Annotated in this window: 23 protein-coding genes; 2 read left to right on the top strand and 21 right to left on the bottom strand. The window is 58.8% G+C overall.

Annotated elements, in window-relative coordinates:
• Positions 1-15: 15 nt before the first annotated feature.
• From ACWPM9_RS14140 to ACWPM9_RS14130, 3 genes are all read right to left on the bottom strand, one after another.
• Positions 16-273: a hypothetical protein gene (locus ACWPM9_RS14140; protein WP_428185241.1), complete on the bottom strand. Its 258-nt coding sequence runs from the start codon at positions 271-273 to the stop codon at positions 16-18.
• Between the two features lie 104 nt (positions 274-377).
• Positions 378-794 (bottom strand): TIGR02301 family protein, encoded by a 417-nt coding sequence (locus tag ACWPM9_RS14135; RefSeq protein ID WP_484755526.1) that lies wholly within the window; start codon positions 792-794, stop codon positions 378-380.
• A 57-nt stretch (positions 795-851) separates the two neighbouring features.
• A complete protein-coding gene (locus ACWPM9_RS14130) occupies positions 852-1,286 on the bottom strand; it encodes an NUDIX hydrolase (protein ID WP_428185239.1) in 435 nt (144 codons plus the stop codon).
• A gap of 112 nt (positions 1,287-1,398) precedes the next feature.
• Between ACWPM9_RS14130 and ACWPM9_RS14125 the strand changes: the two genes are divergently transcribed.
• Positions 1,399-2,163: an SOS response-associated peptidase gene (locus ACWPM9_RS14125; protein ID WP_484755525.1), complete on the top strand. Its 765-nt coding sequence runs from the start codon at positions 1,399-1,401 to the stop codon at positions 2,161-2,163.
• 114 nt (positions 2,164-2,277) lie between these two features.
• Here the strand turns inward: ACWPM9_RS14125 and ACWPM9_RS14120 are convergent, their stop codons facing one another.
• The 5 genes from ACWPM9_RS14120 to ACWPM9_RS14100 form a co-directional block, all read right to left on the bottom strand.
• A complete protein-coding gene (locus tag ACWPM9_RS14120) occupies positions 2,278-2,409 on the bottom strand; it encodes a hypothetical protein (protein ID WP_428185237.1) in 132 nt (43 codons plus the stop codon).
• 173 nt (positions 2,410-2,582) lie between these two features.
• A complete protein-coding gene (gene pssA / locus ACWPM9_RS14115; protein WP_428185236.1) occupies positions 2,583-3,449 on the bottom strand; it encodes a CDP-diacylglycerol--serine O-phosphatidyltransferase in 867 nt (288 codons plus the stop codon).
• A 20-nt stretch (positions 3,450-3,469) separates the two neighbouring features.
• Complete coding sequence (locus ACWPM9_RS14110) at positions 3,470-4,168, bottom strand: phosphatidylserine decarboxylase (protein ID WP_428185235.1); 699 nt, start codon at positions 4,166-4,168, stop codon at positions 3,470-3,472.
• Positions 4,169-4,357: 189 nt separating this feature from the next.
• Positions 4,358-6,244 (bottom strand): ABCB family ABC transporter ATP-binding protein/permease, encoded by a 1,887-nt coding sequence (locus ACWPM9_RS14105; RefSeq protein ID WP_428185234.1) that lies wholly within the window; start codon positions 6,242-6,244, stop codon positions 4,358-4,360.
• 135 nt (positions 6,245-6,379) lie between these two features.
• On the bottom strand, positions 6,380-8,419 hold the full coding sequence (locus ACWPM9_RS14100) for a LysM peptidoglycan-binding domain-containing protein (protein ID WP_484755524.1): 2,040 nt from the start codon (positions 8,417-8,419) through the stop codon (positions 6,380-6,382).
• Positions 8,420-8,597: 178 nt separating this feature from the next.
• Between ACWPM9_RS14100 and ACWPM9_RS14095 the strand changes: the two genes are divergently transcribed.
• Positions 8,598-9,218, top strand: coding sequence for an LOG family protein (locus ACWPM9_RS14095; RefSeq protein WP_484755523.1), 621 nt, complete (start codon positions 8,598-8,600; stop codon positions 9,216-9,218).
• 32 nt (positions 9,219-9,250) lie between these two features.
• Here ACWPM9_RS14095 and ACWPM9_RS14090 read toward each other — a convergent pair whose 3' ends face one another.
• The 13 genes from ACWPM9_RS14090 to cysS all read right to left on the bottom strand — a co-directional run bounded on the left by ACWPM9_RS14090 (position 9,251) and on the right by cysS (position 18,470).
• Positions 9,251-9,397, bottom strand: a complete 147-nt coding sequence (locus ACWPM9_RS14090) for a hypothetical protein (RefSeq protein ID WP_484755522.1) — start codon at positions 9,395-9,397, stop codon at positions 9,251-9,253.
• A gap of 84 nt (positions 9,398-9,481) precedes the next feature.
• Positions 9,482-9,811: a DHCW motif cupin fold protein gene (locus ACWPM9_RS14085; protein ID WP_484755521.1), complete on the bottom strand. Its 330-nt coding sequence runs from the start codon at positions 9,809-9,811 to the stop codon at positions 9,482-9,484.
• A 22-nt stretch (positions 9,812-9,833) separates the two neighbouring features.
• Positions 9,834-10,766 carry an EamA family transporter RarD gene (gene rarD / locus ACWPM9_RS14080; protein WP_484755520.1) on the bottom strand — a complete coding sequence of 311 codons (933 nt, stop codon included), beginning with the start codon at positions 10,764-10,766 and terminating at the stop codon, positions 9,834-9,836.
• A gap of 170 nt (positions 10,767-10,936) precedes the next feature.
• Complete coding sequence (locus ACWPM9_RS14075; RefSeq protein WP_484755519.1) at positions 10,937-11,320, bottom strand: VOC family protein; 384 nt, start codon at positions 11,318-11,320, stop codon at positions 10,937-10,939.
• A 3-nt stretch (positions 11,321-11,323) separates the two neighbouring features.
• A complete protein-coding gene (gene cimA / locus ACWPM9_RS14070) occupies positions 11,324-12,940 on the bottom strand; it encodes a citramalate synthase (RefSeq protein WP_484755518.1) in 1,617 nt (538 codons plus the stop codon).
• Between the two features lie 258 nt (positions 12,941-13,198).
• Positions 13,199-14,170, bottom strand: coding sequence for a prolyl aminopeptidase (pip, locus tag ACWPM9_RS14065; RefSeq protein ID WP_484755517.1), 972 nt, complete (start codon positions 14,168-14,170; stop codon positions 13,199-13,201).
• Positions 14,167-14,856: a hypothetical protein gene (locus tag ACWPM9_RS14060; protein ID WP_484755516.1), complete on the bottom strand. Its 690-nt coding sequence runs from the start codon at positions 14,854-14,856 to the stop codon at positions 14,167-14,169. Before ACWPM9_RS14060 ends, pip begins: the two co-directional genes overlap by 4 nt.
• Before the next feature lie 23 nt (positions 14,857-14,879).
• Positions 14,880-15,338 (bottom strand): GFA family protein, encoded by a 459-nt coding sequence (locus ACWPM9_RS14055; protein ID WP_484755515.1) that lies wholly within the window; start codon positions 15,336-15,338, stop codon positions 14,880-14,882.
• Positions 15,335-15,871 carry a GFA family protein gene (locus ACWPM9_RS14050; protein ID WP_428185224.1) on the bottom strand — a complete coding sequence of 179 codons (537 nt, stop codon included), beginning with the start codon at positions 15,869-15,871 and terminating at the stop codon, positions 15,335-15,337. The genes ACWPM9_RS14055 and ACWPM9_RS14050 overlap by 4 nt, the downstream gene beginning before the upstream one ends.
• The gene (locus ACWPM9_RS14045; RefSeq protein WP_484755514.1) at positions 15,847-16,326 is read right to left on the bottom strand and encodes a GFA family protein; all 480 of its coding nucleotides are present in this window, start codon (positions 16,324-16,326) and stop codon (positions 15,847-15,849) included. The genes ACWPM9_RS14050 and ACWPM9_RS14045 overlap by 25 nt, the downstream gene beginning before the upstream one ends.
• Positions 16,323-16,739, bottom strand: coding sequence for a PIN domain-containing protein (locus ACWPM9_RS14040; protein ID WP_484755513.1), 417 nt, complete (start codon positions 16,737-16,739; stop codon positions 16,323-16,325). Before ACWPM9_RS14040 ends, ACWPM9_RS14045 begins: the two co-directional genes overlap by 4 nt.
• The gene (locus ACWPM9_RS14035) at positions 16,736-16,981 is read right to left on the bottom strand and encodes an antitoxin (RefSeq protein WP_484755512.1); all 246 of its coding nucleotides are present in this window, start codon (positions 16,979-16,981) and stop codon (positions 16,736-16,738) included. The genes ACWPM9_RS14040 and ACWPM9_RS14035 overlap by 4 nt, the downstream gene beginning before the upstream one ends.
• A 67-nt stretch (positions 16,982-17,048) precedes the next feature.
• Entirely contained in the window at positions 17,049-18,470 is a 1,422-nt protein-coding gene (gene cysS, locus ACWPM9_RS14030; RefSeq protein WP_484755511.1) for a cysteine--tRNA ligase, read from the bottom strand.
• Positions 18,471-18,637 lie beyond the last annotated feature (167 nt).

Genomic DNA, 18,637 nt, shown 5'->3' with positions numbered 1-18,637 from the left:
TTTATATCCTGATAGTTACTGCAAGTTACGCTGAGGTGAGAATTCGCCGGCAACCATGCGTTCACGCAGCGACTCAAGCAAGGCTTCGGCACCTTCTTCGCCCAGCACGCGAATCGTTTCGCGCATCGCAAGAGCGATCGCCGCATCGGCGATGATTTCCGGCTCGATGCCGTCTGCCATGCCGTCGGCCCAGGCTTCATTCTGGTACTCAAGCGCGGCCTGCATCTTCTCGTGGACAATCATGTCATCGATTTCGTTGCGGCGCGGTTCCATATACTTATTCCTCGCATGCATGCAGTTCTTACTGAGCTCTTAACGACATTAGCAGCCTTTTCTTAAAACGACACGGGTGCCGATCAAAAGAGGTGAATTTATCGTTAATTTCCAAAGCGCGCTGCAATTTCGGTCGCCAGTGTTGCGCCTTCGATACGATATCTCCGCTCCACGTCAACCGCTGCCGGCGTACATTCGACGTGAATTGCCGCAAAAGACCGGTATCCGCGGTTAAATGCAGCCGTCAGAACGCTGCGCCGACCCGGCTCGTCGGCAGTCTCGGACTCCAGAAGGGACTGCATCGTCTCGCGCCATTCCGGTTCTTCTCCCTGATCGCAGAGATTGCGCAGATAATGCACGGTGCCCAGAATCTCGGCCAACCGCGCCAGTTGTGTGTCATAAGGCGTCGGTTTTTCGCCCGCAGTTGGCACATCGACGATGGCGTTATCCACAGCCAGTGCAGGCCATGGCGAAAACGCCAGGATCGCGAGAAGGGCAAGAATGCGGTCTGGTCTTGTCACTAAGATGCGCTCGTGAACGATAGCGCAGCACTTTGAGAGGCTGCAAACCCACATCATTTAACCGGCTTCCTGTTCGCGCGCCAGCGATTCGATGCATTCCAGTACACTTGGGGGAGCCGGGAGCTTTGCTGCATCCTCCAGGGGGAACCAGTCGGCCTCCAGAGCATCGTCTGCGGCCACGACGGCGCTGATGCCCTCAACATCCACCCTGAATACCGACAGAAGGAAATGGCTGGGAGGGCCATCGCCATCGCCTTCCGCTTTCAGGTCGTAAAAAGCATAGAGACGCGGATTGGTGGCGGTCACCCCAGTTTCCTCCTCAAGCTCTCGCAGTGCAGTCTCTTCCAGCGTTTCACCGGGCTCGGAGCGGCCGCCGGGGAATGCATAGAGATCGGCCGCAGGGGGATTGCGACGTCGTACCAGAAGAACCTGACCCGCGAAGACGGCGATGGCGGAGGCGGCTGTCTGTGGTGTGGGGTAAGAATGGGTCATCGGCTCCACTTCCTTTGCGACATCCGATCATAGAAGCAAAGGCGCATGCCTGTCAGCGTCTTTCGGCATATGGTCTGCTTGACCGTGAGCAGGCAGGGTGCGAAGAAAAATCATGTGCGGACGCTTTGCTCTCGATGCCACGGCTGAACAGGTGCTGGAATTCCTCAGCGTGATTCGCATCGAGGACTTCCCGCCGCGGTTCAATATAGCGCCAACGCAGCCCATCCTGATGGCTGTCGGTTCACCCAGGGGCGAGCCTGGCAGCAACCTGCCCAATCGCGAGGCCTTGCTGGTCCGTTGGGGTTTCCTTCCCGGCTGGGTGAAGTCGCCCGATGATTTTCCGCTGCTGATCAATGCGCGGGCGGAAACGGTCAATGAAAAGGCGTCGTTCAGGGCGGCCATGCGCCACAGGCGTGCACTTGTACCGGTGTCCGGATTCTACGAGTGGCGGCGCTACACCAAGGGTAGCAAGCAGAAGTCTCAAGCCTACTGGATACACCCGAAGAATGGCGGTCTTGTCGCCTTTGCAGGCCTGCATGAGACATGGGCCTCGGCCGATGGTTCCGAACTTGATACGGGCGCCATCATCACCTGCGCTGCCAACACGGCGATATCGAAAATTCACGATCGCATGCCGGTGGTCATCAAGCCTGAAGATTTTCCACGCTGGCTGGATTGCATGAATTACGAGCCACGCCAGGTGGCCGATCTCATGGTGCCGACCGACGATGATTTCTTCGAGGCCGTGCCGATCTCTGATCTGGTCAACAAGGTGTCCAACACCAGTCCGGAAATCCAGATCAGGGTGGAAATAGCAGAGCCTGATCCAGCACCCTCGGATAAATCTGCAGGGTCCGGTCAGATGTCGCTATTCTAGAGAGCTGCTTGTCAAACAAGACAAGAGAATTACTCTAACACGCTACATGTGCTGCATGATTTCATGTCGAACAATTGTCGATTTGAAAACTGCAGAAGACGCAGATACGTGGCTTCAGGCTGGCTGAGGCTTCGGTTTGCGCTTGAGCATCAGCGCTGCAGCAGCAACGGCTTTCAACCCGACAGGGCGGTATTGTGAAACGAGGTCCGATTTTTGCGGCGCTGGGGCCGGCTTCTTCGGCGACATGATATTTCCTTGCTTGCGCGTTCTGGTGTTCATCACTGTCCAGAATCTTTGCCTGAACATGACAAAAGCATGACAGAGACAGGCAAGGACGCAAATCACATTAAAACAACACAAACCATATTTCGCGACCGTCCCCGTATAACAAGCATCAGGTCAGTGATTGAAACTGGCGGTCATACGCCTCGGTCGAGGTCGTTTTCCTCGTGCTCGTTGGAGTCATCTTCGACCGTCAGCGTCCCATAACGGCGACGCCAGGCGCGCGCGCCGAAGGGCAGGGTGATGAGGTAGAGCAGAACTGTCAGGGACAGGACCTGCCAGGTAAAGCTCATCAGCAGCGCCACATACAAAACGACCGTCAGCATCAGCGGCAAAACGAAATCACGCCGGATGCCTTGCGTGGTGGACTTGCCCGACCAGACCGGAAGGCGGCTGACCAGAAGGAAGCCGATCAGCACGGTATAGGCCGAAGCGGCATAGGCGAAGGTTTCTGTGATCTGGACCCCAAGGAAACCGAGATAGACCGGCAAAAGCACCAGCAAGGCGCCTGCGGGCGCCGGCACGCCGACGAAATATTCGGACTGCCATTTGGCCTTCTGCTTGCTCTCGTCCATGACGTTGAAGCGGGCAAGGCGAAGACCGGCGGCAATGGCGTAGACCAATGCGGCGATCCAGCCGAGGGAACGGGCCTGATCGAGCAGGAACACGTAAAGCACCAGCGCCGGGGCCACACCGAAATTGACGATATCGGCCAGCGAGTCCATTTGCGCGCCGAATTTCGAGCTGGCCTTCATCATGCGCGCAATGCGCCCGTCAATGCCATCGAGAAAGGCAGCCGCGAGCACCATCATGACCGCCAGTTCGTAGCGATTTTCGAAGGCGAGGCGAATGCCGGTCAAGCCGGCGCAGATGGCCAGAACCGTAATGACATTGGGGATGATCAGGCGAAGCGGTATTTCGCGCAGACGAGGTCCACGCGCCGCATTGTTCTGTTCTTCCGGGTCAATGGTGGGAAGGTCTCTCTCTGGATGGGGCGCTTGCATATTCCTGGGCTTCCTCAAGGTCAGCCGCGACGGCTGACCACCGGTCCCTTTGGCGAGCCGAATTCGGCAAGCACGGTTTCACCGGCAATGGCGGTTTGTCCGATAGCAACCCGCGGCTCGGCACCGGCGGGAAGGAAAACATCCAGACGCGAACCGAAACGGATCAGGCCAAAGCGCTCGCCGGCATCCAGCGAATCGCTCGGATTGGCCCAGCAGACGATACGACGTGCCACGAGACCGGCAATCTGCACGACGCCGATATGGCCGTGGCTGGTGTCGATCACGAGGCCATTGCGCTCGTTGTCGGTGCTGGCCTTGTCGAGCTCGGCATTGAGGAAGCTGCCTTCCTGATAAGAGATGTTGACGATTCGGCCACGCATCGGTGCGCGGTTCACATGGCAGTTGAAGACATTCATGAACACAGAGATGCGCAGCATCGGTTCTGCGCCCAGATGCAGCTCTTCCGGCGGAATGCGCATCTGGATCGACGACACACGCCCGTCAGCCGGGCTGATCACCAGATCGTCATCCTGCGGCGTCACACGCTCCGGGTCACGGAAGAAATAAGCGCACCACAGTGTGAACACCATCCCGACCCAGAAGAGCGGCTCCCAGATCCATCCAAGCACCAGCGAGGCAACAAAAAAGATCGCCACAAAGGGATAACCTTCCTTGTGGACGGGCACGATGGTGTTACGCAGGCTGTCGAACAGGCTCATGGGCCTTTTGTCTCCACTCAAAAAACGATTGGAAGCTGACTACCGCGAAAGCCTGTCAGGAGCAATGGCGCATGGCAAAAGCCTGATCGCGCAGCCACAACATCTAAAGACATCCAGATAGCGTCCCTCATGCCTGATGTGGTGATTGGCCAACGGATTTCCAGAGGCAACGCTTGCTCGCCGCGCCCGTCAGTTCGCCGGCTGCTTGCGGATCACCACACCCTCGGCATCGCTTTCGCGCACCTGGCGCAAATGCTCTTCTGCTTCGGTGGCTTCACGCTGTCGATTCCACATCGAGGCATAAAGGCCATTCTGGTCGAGGAGATCGCGATGGGTTCCCCGTTCGGCAATCTGCCCGCCCTTCAGCACGATGATCTCGTCGGCATTGACCACCGTCGACAGTCTGTGGGCGATCACCAGCGTGGTACGGTTTTGCGATACAACGTCCAGTGCGGCCTGAATTTCCTGCTCGGTGGTGGTGTCGAGCGCCGATGTCGCCTCGTCGAGGATCAGGATCGGCGGCGCCTTCAAAACGGTACGCGCGATCGCCACACGCTGCTTTTCGCCGCCCGACAGCTTCAGTCCACGCTCGCCAACCATGGTCTTGAACCCTTGCGGCAGGTCGGCAATGAAATGCTTGATCTGCGCCACTTCGGCGGCCTGTTCGACATCCTCATCAGAGGCCGACGGCCTGCCATAGCGCACGTTGTAGGCAATGGAATCGTTAAACAGCACGGTGTCCTGCGGCACCATGCCGATGGCGGAACGCAGGCTCTTTTGCGTGATTTCGCGCACATCCTGGCCATCGATGGTAATCGCGCCCGACTGAACGTCGTAGAACCGGTAGAGGAGGCGGGAGATCGTCGACTTGCCGGCACCCGACGGTCCGACCACCGCAACGGTCTTGCCTGCCGGAACCTCGAACGAAATACCCTTGAGGATCGGTCGGTCGGGATCATAGGAAAAATGCACATCGTGGAATGCAATGGCACCCTGGTTGATCTGCAGCGGCTTGGCCCCTTCCTTGTCGGTGATCTCCGGCGCAACGTTCAGCAGATCGAACATCTGCTCGATATCCGTCAACCCCTGGCGGATTTCGCGATAGACGAAGCCGATAAAGTTGAGCGGCACCGAAAGCTGCAGCAGCATGGCGTTGACGAAGACGAAATCACCCACAGTCTGCTCGCCGCGCTGAACGGCAAGCGCCGACATGATCATCATCACCGTCATCCCCAGACCGAAGATGACGCCCTGGCCAAAGTTCAGCCAGCCAAGCGAGGTCCAGACCTGGGTCGCCGATTTCTCATAGCGCTCCATGGAATCGTCGAAGCGACGGGCTTCCATGTCTTCATTGCCGAAATATTTTACCGTCTCGAAGTTGAGAAGCGAATCGATCGCCTTGGTATTGGCCTCGGTATCGCTGTTGTTCATGGCGCGGCGGATGGAAATGCGCCAGTCGCTGGCCCGGATGGTGAACCAGATATAGGCAGCCACAGTCACAGCCGTGACCGCAAGATAGGAAAAACCGTAGCCCCACCAGAAGATGACAGCCGTCAGCAGAAATTCCAGCACGGTCGGGATCGAGTTCAGGATGGTAAAGCGGACAATCGTTTCGATACCCTTTGTGCCGCGCTCGATGATGCGCGAAAGCCCGCCGGTCTTGCGCTCCAGATGAAAGCGCAGCGACAGCTGATGCATATGGACGAAGGTCAGATTGGCGAGCCGGCGCACGGCATATTGCCCGACACTGGCAAAAAGGGCGTCTCGGAGCTGGTTCAGCCCCCACTGGGCGATCTTGGCGACGTTATAGCCGGCCACAAGCGCCACGGCAGACAAGAGGAACAGCGGCAGGATGCCCGTCGCATCCATCTTGCCATCCAATGCATCGGTCGCCCATTTGAAGAAATAGGGCACCAGCATCAACACGGCCTTGGCGAACACCAGAAACACGGAGGCCCACACAACGCGCATCTTCAGATCGAAGCGTTCCGCCGGCCACATGAAGGGCCAGAGGTTCAACAGTGTCCGCAATGGATTGCTGTCGTCCGCAGATACGGTTTTCTTGGTGTCGGCCATGGTCTTCCGCCCCCGGGTAACCTGTATTTCAAGATGAAAAGCGGCGGTCCTTGAGGAACCGCCGCCGCTCAGCAGATAGGGCCATGGTTATGCGAATGCAATGGCAGGCCGGCAAACTAGGGTATTTGAGGCCGGTTAGTTGCCCGGTTTTTCCCCGCGCAGACGACGGCGATGGATATCTTCGGCCTCATTTTCCGGCAAAGCACTGTCCGGGATCGTGAAGATCTGTCCCGGTTCGATCAGGTCGGGATTGAGGATCTGCCCCTCATTGGCCAGATAGATCGTCGTATAGCGAACGCCCTGACCGTAGATGCGTCGCGAGATCTGCCAGAGCGTATCGCCGCGACGAATGATCACGCTGTTGGCGCTCTTGGTCAGAGGGGCTTGCTCGATGGTCGCCGGTTCGCCGGCTGCGGTCTGCACCTGCGCCCCCGAGGCAGCGTCTGTTCCCGACGCGATGGCCGCAGGGGCCTGTGTCGGTGTCGGAGCAGCGTTCAGTACCTCATCGATCAACTTTGCCAGATCGGGAAGGGCAGCGCCAACCGCCGCCACATCTTGCGGCAGTGCCTGAAGCGTGTCCAATGCCTTGCCTGCAGCCTTGGCCGTCTTGGCGATATTCGCCGCAATCTGTTCGCCGGCATTGGTGGATGGGCGGAACTCGCTTAAGGACTTCAGCGAGAAGGAGGTCGCAGACCGGGCAGCGGCCAGCGCTTCCATGGTCGGCTGCTTGCCGTCGACATAGAGCGAGCGAAGTATGGCAAAGGACTTGGACAGCGCGTCACGCTGCTTCTCGAAGGCGCCTTCTTCCAGAGGAACCAGCGCGTCCGGCTGGCCGCTTTCAGCGTCGGGTGCCTTGGCAACCACGGAGACCTGAGAGCCTTCAGGCCGTTCGAACGGCACGGAGGCGCGCACGATTACATTGCCGTTTTCGTCGATCAGATCGACCCGGATCGTGTGAGAGCCAACTGAAAGCGACATCTTGCCTTCGACCACGAAATTGCCGCCGGCATCGGCGCTGGCATCGCCAACGAACGTCTCGTCGGCATAAGCGCGCACTGTGCCACCCTTTTTCGTCGCACCGGCAATGAAGATTTTCTCGTCTTCAATTTCGACTGCGGTGACGCGGATCGCCTGACCATCGCCGGATGACGCAAATGCCGGCTCCGTCGTGGTGGTGGACGGTGGCAGTTCGGCTGTTTCGGCCGGTTCGGCAGTGGCTGCCGTTTCGGCTGGCGCAGGAGCCTCCGTTGACTGCTCGGCAACACGAGGCTGCTTGGTCGATTCAGCCACCTGGTCCGGCATTGTCAGAACCTTGCTCGCTTGCCCGGGCGTTGTGATCATGGCCAGAAGATTTCCGCTGGCATCCTTGGGGACGGAAACCGTCGCCACCTGTTTTGAGGTCACGACCTTGCCGTCCTTGGTCGTTGCACGCAGGGAAAGCGCGTAATCGCCAGGTGGCAGCGGGTTTTCGGTCACGGCGACGAAATCGCCGCTTTCACCGGCCTTGTCGGTGGCAATCACCGTGTCGCCGTCAACGACGTCGACCTGGCTGTCAGGAAGCGAGCGACCGGCAATGACGGTTGACCCATCGGGTTCGACCCGCAACACATCGAATTCGGGAAATACCTCTGCGCTGACAGCAGGGGCTTGATCCGCTGACGCAGAAGAGCCTTCGCTGGCCGGCACGTCGACGTCCATGCCGTCGAGAGCCTTCTCGATCAATCCGATAAGCGGCGCTGCAGCCTCAGGTTCGCTGGGCAGGGCCTTCAAAACGGAGAGCGCCTTTTGCGCACCGGCGCGTGTGGCGGTCATGGCGGCGCCGGCTGTCTTTTCAATATCGTCGGGAATGTTGATCGCGGCCAAGGCCGAGACGGAGGTTTCTGCAACGGCTCTGGCACCGGCATAGGCATCAGCTGTCGGGATTTGTGAATCGGCAAACAGCGAAGCCAGCCCCTTCACCGCATTGCTGGCTTCCTCCTTCAGGCGTGACATCTTTTCCGTCGCTTCGGTCACGGCACTGGTGACGGGGGCAGTATCAGCAGATTTCGATGGGGTCTGCTCGCTGCCGCTCGGTTGGGGATCCTCGGTAATTCGCGGCAACACGAAAAACACCATCAGTATGGTTGCAAAGCCAAGAACCAGTAGAGCCAGCCAGCCGGCGCGGTTTTTCATCATCAAGCCTCTCCAGACGCGCGGTTGCCAATTCCTACAACCGAGGGCCGATATTCCCCTTTTTTCTTGCTAGCGTTATCTATCTCGATGCACAAGCGTTGCAGCGTGCAAAGGCTTGTGCCTTTAAGCCTTTTCCGCCAATTTTATGGGCCTCGCCGTACCATCTGCCTCTTTTGTTGAAATGACTGGAAAATCTGTGCCAAATCGATCTATTTGCGTCTATTGCGGTTCTCAGCCGGGGCGCGGTGACATCTATATGAATGCCGGCCGCGCGCTTGGTCGGGCGATTGCTGAAAACGGTTTCCGCCTCGTCTATGGCGGTGGAACCAAGGGCATCATGGGCGCTGTCGCAAGCGGTGTTCTGTCCGCCGGCGGCAATGTCACCGGCATCATACCCGAATTTCTGGTCGACATGGAAGCCACGCGCCATTCGCTGGGGCAACTCGACGAACTGATTGTCACCAAGGACATGCATGAGCGCAAACATGCCATGTTCGAGCGCGCCGATGCCTTTGTCACGCTACCAGGCGGTATTGGCACGCTGGAAGAGATTGTCGAGATCATGACCTGGGCGCAGCTTGGACGTCACGGCAAGCCGATGGTCTTTGCCAATGTCGGCGGGTTCTGGGATCCGATGCTGGAACTCATTCGTCACATGCAAGAGCAGGGCTTTATCCACACAGCCCATCTGGTCCAGCCGCTGGTGATCGATCAGGTGGGGGATATCGTTCCGCAGATCATGGAGAAATGGCAGCAGATGAGTGACCCGTCCGGCGCCGAAGAGGTCATCTCAAAACTCTGAACTCTGAACTCTGAACTCTGGGCCTGATGCGCCTAGCTGCCGAAATAGTTGAAATACGCCCAGGCAAGAACGAAGGCCGCAATGACGCCGAGCGCGACCAGCAGCTTTTTCAGGCCTGGCCGTGGCGGCTTCGGCTCTTTGGGCTTCGGGGGGCGCTTGAATTCCACGACATTGGACACGTGTTTGGCTCCGATATATTCACTGGCTCCGGGACGCATCCCTGAGCTTTTGTCATGATGCTATTCGACACCGTCTACCCGATATCAGTCAACGATGAACAAAACGGCACCAACTTGCGTCGATGAGCGATGCGGTTCTGCATTGTCTGCGACCTGATAGCTCATACCAGGCCTGAGCACGAAGATGCGGCCATCTTCCAGCTCGGTCGTCAGTTCGCCGGAGACGCAAAACAGCACATGGCCTTTGACGCACCAGTGGTCGGCCAGATAACCCGGCGTGTATTCGACCATGCGAACGCGGATATCGCCGAACTGGCGTGTCCGCCAGCGCGCGGCCCCGGTTTCGCCGGGATGGTCTGTCGCTTCGACTGTGCTCCAGTCTGTGGTGCCGAAGGGAATATCCGTCATCTTCATGTGCGATAACCTCGCTCTGAAATCACAAGGGTGGCGTTGTGGGCGGACGTTTGCGGTAGGCCGTCAGCAACGGCCAGGAATAAACGACCAGCGCTGCCCAGATCAGCGGGAAGGCGATGGCGCGGGCCGTGCCGAACGGTTCGTGGAATATGAAGACGGCGACCAGAAAGATCATGGTCGGCGCAATATATTGCATGATCCCGATGGTCGATAGCCGCAAGAGCTTGGCCCCGTTGGCATAAAGGATCAAGGGGACTGCGGTGACGAGACCGCTCGCCATCAAGAGCAGCGTGTCGGTGCGATCGGACGCCAGGAAATGCCCCTGACCGGTGATTGCCAGATAGATGAGATATCCAAGCGCAAATGGTGCGAGCAGCAAGACTTCCAGCAGGAAGCCTTGATTGGGCCCGATCGGCAGTGTCTTGCGGAAGAAGGCGTAAAATCCCCAGGTCACCGTAAGGCTGAGTGCCACCCAGGGCAGACTGCCGGTCTCGAATGCCAATATGGCAACAGCGATGGCGGCAAGAACAATGGCTGCAATTTGGGTTTTCAGCAATTTTTCCTTCAGCAGCAGCGAACCGAGCATGATCGAAAACAGCGGATTGATGAAATAGCCAAGGGCGGTGTCGAGCGCGCGCCCGGCACCGATGGCCCAGACATAGATGCCCCAGTTGACGCTGATGAGAGCCGCTGTCAGCGCTGCCATGGCCAGCATGCGCGGGGAACGCAGCGCAATTTTGAGATCGCCGGTCCGGCGCAGCAGAATGAGGATGATACCAGCCACTGGCACAGACCAGAGCACGCGATGCGATATCACTTCCGCTGGCGATATATGTGCCACCGCCTTCATGTAGAGAGGCAGGAAGCCCCACAGGAGATAGGCCGAAAGCGCAAACATGAACCCGCGCCCGCTATCTTCATTCTTCGGCACTTCAACCGTCGTGTTCGTCGCCATGGTGTTATCCGCCCAACTGCTTTTTTCAACGCGGTAGCGGAACCTGCATGAATGAGCAAATTCATTTACTTGAACTATCCGGGACTGCAACCCGTCACCAGACACAGCCTTTTAAGGAGGTACCGGAGGGCCGGTCAGCTAAGCTGCTCACCTTCGCTCACATAGTTATGTCAGTCTGACCGTTCTTTGACCCGCCAGGGCGGATCGATACGATTTTCGCCGGCGAAATAGAGTAAAACGCGATTGCCGCCGGGGTCGAAAATCTCAGCTTCCCGCCACAGCCAGGACTGATCCTGAGGGCCGGTCGTGAAGCTCAGGCCTCTGGCCTTCAGGCGAGCGACCTCGGCGTCGAGATCATCGCATTCGAAATAGACCGTGGTGCCGCCGCCACTTGCCTCGCCCTGATGCAGCGAAAATGTACTGTCGCCATCGGGGCAGAGGAAACGCACATAGTGCGGCCGCGAATCGACGATGGGCTGAAGGCCGAGCGCTGTGTAAAAATCCCAGCCGGCATCGAGATCGGGCAGGGTGACAGTGACCTGGTTGAGCCGCATGGCTTACTCCGCAGCAATTCTGCCCGCCAGCGCGCGGTTCTTCATCAGCTTGTAGACGATCGAATCCATCAGGGCCTGGAAAGACGCGTCGATGATGTTTTCGGAGACGCCGACTGTCCACCAGCGCTGGCCGTCGCCATCGGCGGATTCGATCAGAACGCGGGTGATCGCCTCGGTGCCGCCATTGAGGATACGCACCTTGAAATCCACCAGTTCCAGATCGTCGATTTCATGCTGGTATTTGCCCAGATCCTTTCGAAGCGCCAGGTCGAGCGCGTTGACGGGGCCGTCGCCTTCCGCAACCGACATGATCTTTTGCCCGTCGACCACGAGCCGCACCACGGCTTCCGAGACTGTCTTCAGGTCGCCATTGGCATCGAAGCGTCGCTCCACCATCACCCGGAAACCGTCAATGCCAAAGAAGTCAGGAACCGTGCCCAGCGTGCGGCGTGCCAGCAGTTCGAAACTCGCATCGGCACCCTCATAGGCATAGCCGGTCGCTTCGCGCTCCTTGACGATCGAGATCAGCGTATCGAGACGGGGATCGTCCTTGGCGACATCGATCTTGCGGCGCTTGAGCTCGTTGATGAAATTGGCCTTGCCCCCTTGGTCCGACACCATGACCTTGCGGAAATTGCCAATAGTTTCCGGCGGCACATGTTCGTAGGTCTTCGGGTCCTTCAGCAGCGCGGATGCATGAATGCCGGCCTTGGTCGCAAAGGCTGACGCACCGACATAGGGCGCCTGATGGTCCGGCGAGCGGTTGAGAAGTTCGTCGAAGGCGTGGCTGAGACTGGTAAGCTCCAGCAGCTTCTCGCGGTCGATCGAGGTCTTAAAGCGCGCCGCATAGGTATCCTTCAGCATCAGCGTCGGGATAAGCGTAATGAGATTGGCATTGCCACAACGCTCGCCGATGCCGTTGAGCGTACCCTGTACCTGCCGCACCCCGGCCTCGATGGCGGCCAACGAATTGGCAACGGCCTGTCCGGTATCGTTGTGGGCATGGATGCCAAGCGCCGACCCCGGAACGCCGGCTGCGATCAGGGCCGAAACGGTGTCGCGGATTTCCGAAGGTTGTGTGCCGCCATTGGTATCGCACAGCACCACCCAGCGCGCGCCGGCGTCATAGGCAGTCCTGGCGCAGGCCAGCGCATAATTTGGATTGGCCTTGTATCCGTCGAAGAAGTGTTCGCAATCGACCAACGTCTCCTTGCCGGCCGCGACGGCCGCTTTCACGCTGTCGTGGATTGATTGCAGGTTTTCCTCATTGGTGCAGCCCAGTGCGACCTTCACATGATAGTCCCAACTCTTGGCCACGTAACAGATCGCATCCGATTGCGACTGGATGATCTGGTTCAGCCCCGGATCGTTGGAGATCGACACGCCTGCGCGCTTGGTCATGCCAAAGGCGACAAAGGAGGCGCGTAACGTGCGCTTCTTGGAAAAGAAAGCGGTATCGGTGGGGTTGGCTCCCGGATAGCCACCCTCGACATAATCGATGCCGAAATTGTCGAGCATGGTCGCAATCGCGATCTTGTCTTCCAGCGAAAAGTCGATTCCCGGCGTCTGCTGCCCGTCGCGCAGGGTGGTATCGAAGAAAAAGATCTTTTCACGAGTCATGGATGGCGCCTCCCGGGCAGTCTTGTCGTTGTATGTTTGTCAAAGTCACCCTCTGGCCTGACGGCCGTCTCCCCCGCACGCGCGGAGAGACCGAGCCTCTGACCGTCGAGGCACCCAGATTGCTTCGCGCTTTGATCATCTGGAGCGGGCGAAAGATGGCTGGGTGCGGGCCCGGCAAGACGCAGTCGCCCAGCTGTCTGCTCCCTTGTGGGGGAGATGCCTGGCCGGGCAGAAGGGACATCTTGCATCCACGTCATCTCAAGGCTTCCCCGCAAATCGGTCCGTCGCCTGGATCAGCTGGTCGAGGATACCCGGTTCCGTAAACGCATGGCCAGCACCTTCGATAATGTGGAATTCGGCGCGCGGCCAGGCCTTGGCAAGATCCCACGCATAGCGCAGCGGGCAGGGCATATCGTAGCGTCCATGCACGATGACGCCGGGAATGTCCTTCAGCTTATAAGCATCGCGGATCAGCTGGCCTTCCTCAAGCCAGCCGGCATTCATGAAGAAGTGGTTTTCGATGCGGGCAAAGGCGAGCGCAAATTCCGCCTCGCCAAAATTTTCGGTGCGGTCGGGATCGGGCAGGAGCGAGATCGTCGCCCCTTCCCACTGGCTCCAGGCGCGGGCACATTCGAGCTGGGTCTCGCGGTCCTCTTCGGTCAGGCGCCTGTGATAGGCTGCCATCATGTTTGAGCGTTCCGCTTCCGGAATGGGGGCGACGAACTGCTCCCAGCGATCCGGAAACATCTCGGAGACACCGAACTGGTAGTACCAGGCCAGCTCCGCCTTTGTCAGCGTATAGACGCCGCGCAACACGAGTTCGGACACGCGATCCGGATGGGTTTCCGCATAGGCAAGCGCCAGCGTGGAGCCCCAGGAGCCGCCGAACACCAGCCATTTGTCCGCGCCGATCATCGCGCGCAGCTTTTCGATGTCGGACACCAGGTGCCAGGTGGTGTTTGCCTCAAGCGAGGCATGCGGCGTCGACCTGCCGCAGCCGCGCTGGTCAAACAAAATGACGTCGTAAAGTGCAGGATCGAAGAGGCGTCGATGAATGGGGCCAATGGTGCCGCCCGGACCGCCATGAAGAAAGACGGCAGGCTTTGCGCCCCTCGTGCCCACCCGTTCGAAATAGACGCGATGACCGTCGCCAACTTCGAGAAAGCCGGTCTCGAATGGTTCGATCTCGGGATAGAAGCTGTGCAGTTCGCCCGATGCCAGCTCGGTCATTGGTAACTCCGCTGCAAGCTGCGCACTTCGATCTGCCGCACGATGAAACTCGACAAGATGGCGACCATGAACATCAACGGAATCCCGAGTTCGAGGAACTCCTCGAGGAATTCGGCTTCCACGGCGGTATGATGGGTGATGTCGATGCCAAGTGGCAGAAGCTTGCGGTGCAGCCCGTCGACCGATTTCGAAACCACGGCAAAGCCGATGCTGCCGACCGTGGCCCAGGCCCAGAGTGTTGGCTGGCGCAGTCCACGGATGAAGGTCGGTCCATTGATGCGGATGAGGCGCACGGCCATGGTAACGGTAAAGGCTATCGCGATCACACCGAGCAGACGTTCCATCATCGGCGCCTGGGTCGTCAGATAGAGGTCGCTTTTCAAGAGCCCGACACTGGTAATTTTCTTGTCGAGATCCAGCTCGCGGCCCATCATCATCACCATGACAGTCGGGATTTGCCACGAGGTCTTCCATTCGGCACCGGTGCGGGTCCAGAGCCAAAGCACTGCGGCATAACCGTAAAGCAGCGCGGTCGCCATTTCGATGCCGCCGGATTCCCGGATGAGCGACTGGTCCGCATCTTTCGTCGCCAGATCGATGACTACCAGAAGAATTGCGCCTGTCACGCCGAACAGCATGAACAGCCAAGGGTGGTCGTCTACGAGTTTGGTATCGCTATGTTTCATGATAAAAATCTCCATCTCTGAAATTAGTCGGGCCAGACATCGGTATCGTGGTCGGGATGCTGGTAACTCTCGATGGTTTGAAAAAATGCCTCTGCGTCGGCGTCCTGAAGATAAGGCTTGGTGAAAAGACTGTCGATCCATGGCAGACCTTTGTCATGGTTGACCTGAATTTGTGGCTCGTGAAGTTCCGGATGATCGAGCGTGCCGATCGCGAGTTCAAGGCCGCCTGGATGCTGATAGGTGAGGGGCGTGCCACATTTCGCGCAAAAGCCGCGCTTCACCTTTGCGGACGATCGAAACAGCGTCGGCTGCCCGCGTGTCCAGGTGAGATGCGCCAGATCGGCAGAGATGAAGGCACCGAAAAAGCTGCCGAACTGTTTCTGGCACATGCGGCAATGGCAGATCGACGGGCGCCCGAGCTTTGTGGCCTTGAAACGCACGGCACCGCATTGGCAACCGCCGGAAAACGCACCTTCTGTCATACGCCTTGCTCCTTGGGGCGCCAATGATCTGGCTCGACGGCAGGGTGAACATCGAAGCTTGTGGTATCGGTATCAGGATGCTGGAAGGTGACGATCTCGGTCAGAAACGGCGCGTTTTCGACGTCATCCAGCGTGGTGTGTTCCGGCAGGTCATGCAGGTGCTCGACAAAGCCGATCTTGGCTTCCACCCCATACTGCACCACCGGTGGCAGCGCCGAGGGATCGTCGAAGGCACCGGCCGCAAGCGCGATCCCGTCGGGCGCTTCATAGGTCAGCGGCGTGCCGCAATTTGCACAAAAGCCGCGCATGGCGAAGTTGGAGGAGGGGAAGCGCTTCGGCGCACCCCGAGTCCATTCGACCGTTCCGTCCTTGACGTCGACGAGCGGCGCGTAATAGGCACCGAATGCCTTCTGGCACATGCGACAATGGCAGATCGAGGCGGTCAACTTGCCTCTCGCCTTGAACCGCACCGCGCCGCACTGGCAGCCGCCGGAATAGGATGAAGCGCTCACTGGGTTTCCTCCTCGGGCCATGTCTCCGTGTCATGGTCAGGATGTTGATGGACGGCTTGAGCAACCTCTCGAAGCCAGGCTTGCTCTTCTTCCGAGTCCGGTTGATGCGCGATCCCGTCCAGTTCGCCGAACCACGGCATCTTGGCGTCCGTGCCGCATTGCATGCGTGGCATGACGCTCGCCGGCTCATCCAGCGAGCCCAGGACGATATTGATGTGGTCGCTATTGCCGTCGAAGAACAACGGCGTTCCACATTTTTCGCAAAAGCCCCGGCGCACCTTGTCGGAGGACTGGAACCAGCTAGGCTCGCCGCGCGTGATCCAGAAATTCTCCCAGGCGGCATTTCCGAGCGGCATGAAATAATTGCCCGCCGCCTTCTGGCACATGCGGCAATGGCATAGATGCGCATTGCGGATACCGCCCTCGGCCCGATAGCGCACCGCCCCGCACTGGCAACCTCCGGAATGGGCTGTCATCCTGCATCCTCCAACCAGTTTTCGATCCTGAATTCAGGGACCGCCGAAAATTCGCGGACATTGGCTGTAACCAAGGTCATGCCGAGCGAGCGTGCATGGGCGGCCACGAAGAGATCGGTCGTGCCAATCGGCTTTCCCTGTTTCTCACGCAAGTTGCGTATCTCGGCAAAATGATGGCTCGCCTCCGCCTCGTAAGGGAGTATCTGAATGCGCGTGAGAAATTCCTCGACAATCGCATGCAGTCGCGCCGAGCCTCGCTTCAGGCCACCGACGCGCAATTCGGAGGCGACGATCGAACTGACGCACAGTGCATCGTCCCCCAGATCAAACCACCGCTTGCCAGTCTCACCAACCGGGTTGCGCATGGCGTCAGAGACGATGTCGGTATCCAGCATGTAGCGAGGCGATGTCATAGGACGATGTCTCGCGGCGCCGGTTCACGCAGGTCAAAGTCGACATCCATATCATCGTGGTCCAGCGACGGCTGCGTGCGCAGCCACTCGCTAAAGCTCTGTCTGGCAGCATTCACCGGCTCAAGGGTAATTTTATTGCCCTCCTTGCGCATGATCACCGCGTCGCCCGGGAAATCGAATGCAACAGGAATGCCAACGGCGCGATTGCGACCGTTCTTGAAGATCCTAACCTGTCTTTCCATGTCATTTCGACCTCTCTCAAGCGCAGGCATATGTCTCAACATATGCCTTGCTGCCAGCTCCCACAATTCACCGCTTCACCTCCCAGCTTGTCACCCGCTCGCCGGTCTCCTTGTCCTTGCCATCCTTCAACTGGATACCCTTGGCGGCGAGGTCGTCGCGCAGCTTGTCGGCTTCGGCGAAGTTCTTCGACTTCAGCATTTCAAGCCGCATATCGACCAGGGCCTGGACCGCACGTGTCAGGTCGTCGCTGATATCGGACTTCTTCGGCGCAACGCCAAGCAGTTCGGCGCTGGCGACGAAACGCGCCAGTCTGGATGGATCGGCATTGGCAGCGGATGCCAGTGCATGCAGCGCATGAATGGCCGCGACGGTGTTCAGATCGTCAGCCAGAGCAGCCATGACGGATGGGTCGGGGCTGGCATCTCCGCCATCTCCGGCAGGCCATTTGGCGAGCAGCCTTTCAGCTTCCTCCAGCCGCTTCACCGAAAAGTCGATCGGTTCGCGGTAATGCGTCATCAACATGGCGAGCCGCAGGACCTCGCCCGGCCATTTGCGTCCGCCAAAGGTGTCCGTTTCCAGAAGGTCGTGGATGGTGACGAAGTTGCCATCCGACTTCGACATCTTGCGGCCTTCGACCTGCACGAAGCCGTTATGCATCCACACATTGGCCATGACATGGGTGCCGTGGGCGCAACGCGACTGGGCGATCTCGTTTTCGTGGTGCGGGAAGATCAGGTCGAGCCCGCCACCGTGAATATCGAATTCCTCACCGAGATAACGGCCGGACATGGCAGAGCATTCGATATGCCAGCCGGGGCGACCATGGATAGCGGTTTTCTCGCCATCGAGGACGAAGTCGCCGGCCCAGCCGGGCTGGTCGGCAGCCGATTCCTTCCACAGCACAAAGTCTGCAGGGTTCTTCTTGTGCGCTTCAACCGCAACGCGCGCACCCGCCTGCTGGTCCTCCAGCTTGCGCTTCGAAAGCTGTCCGTAATCGGCCATGGATCCGGTTGCAAACAGCACTTCCTTGCCCTCTGTGCCTTCGGCCACATAGGCATGGCCCTTGTCCAGCAATTGCTGGATGATGGCGACCATCTGCGCGATGTTGTCGGTCGCGCGCGGCTCTATGCTGGGCGGCAATGCGCCCAGGGCGGCGACATCGGAGTGAAACTGATCGGCCGTCTTTTGCGTGACTTTGGCGATGGCCTCGTTGAGCGGCAGATCGGGAAAATCGCGCAGCGCCCGCGCGTTGATCTTGTCGTCGACATCGGTGATGTTGCGGGCATAGGTCACGTGGTCAGCGCCATAGAGATGGCGCAGCAGCCGGAACAGCACATCGAACACGATCACCGGGCGGGCATTGCCGATATGGGCAAAGTCGTAGACGGTCGGACCGCAGACATACATGCGCACGTTATCAGCATCGATCGGTTCAAAGTCGATCTTGTCGCGCGTCAGTGTATTGTAAAGCTTCAGGCCCGTGGCCATGCGTTTCTCCCATAATAACAGTCTTGCCGGCTGGACCGGGTCGCTTGTCATCTGGGACTTGTTCAGGAGACGAAAACGGCCAGGCCAGCGGATGCGCTAGCGAATAATAATCCGGCAAATGCAGATCGTCGTTTTCATGGTCACGGTTATGGCGCGGGCCGGGGAAT

Source organism: Agrobacterium sp. H141, assembly GCF_057158725.1.
The sequence above is the reverse complement of the archived record's forward strand: the minus strand, read 5'-3'. Positions and strand labels throughout refer to the sequence as shown.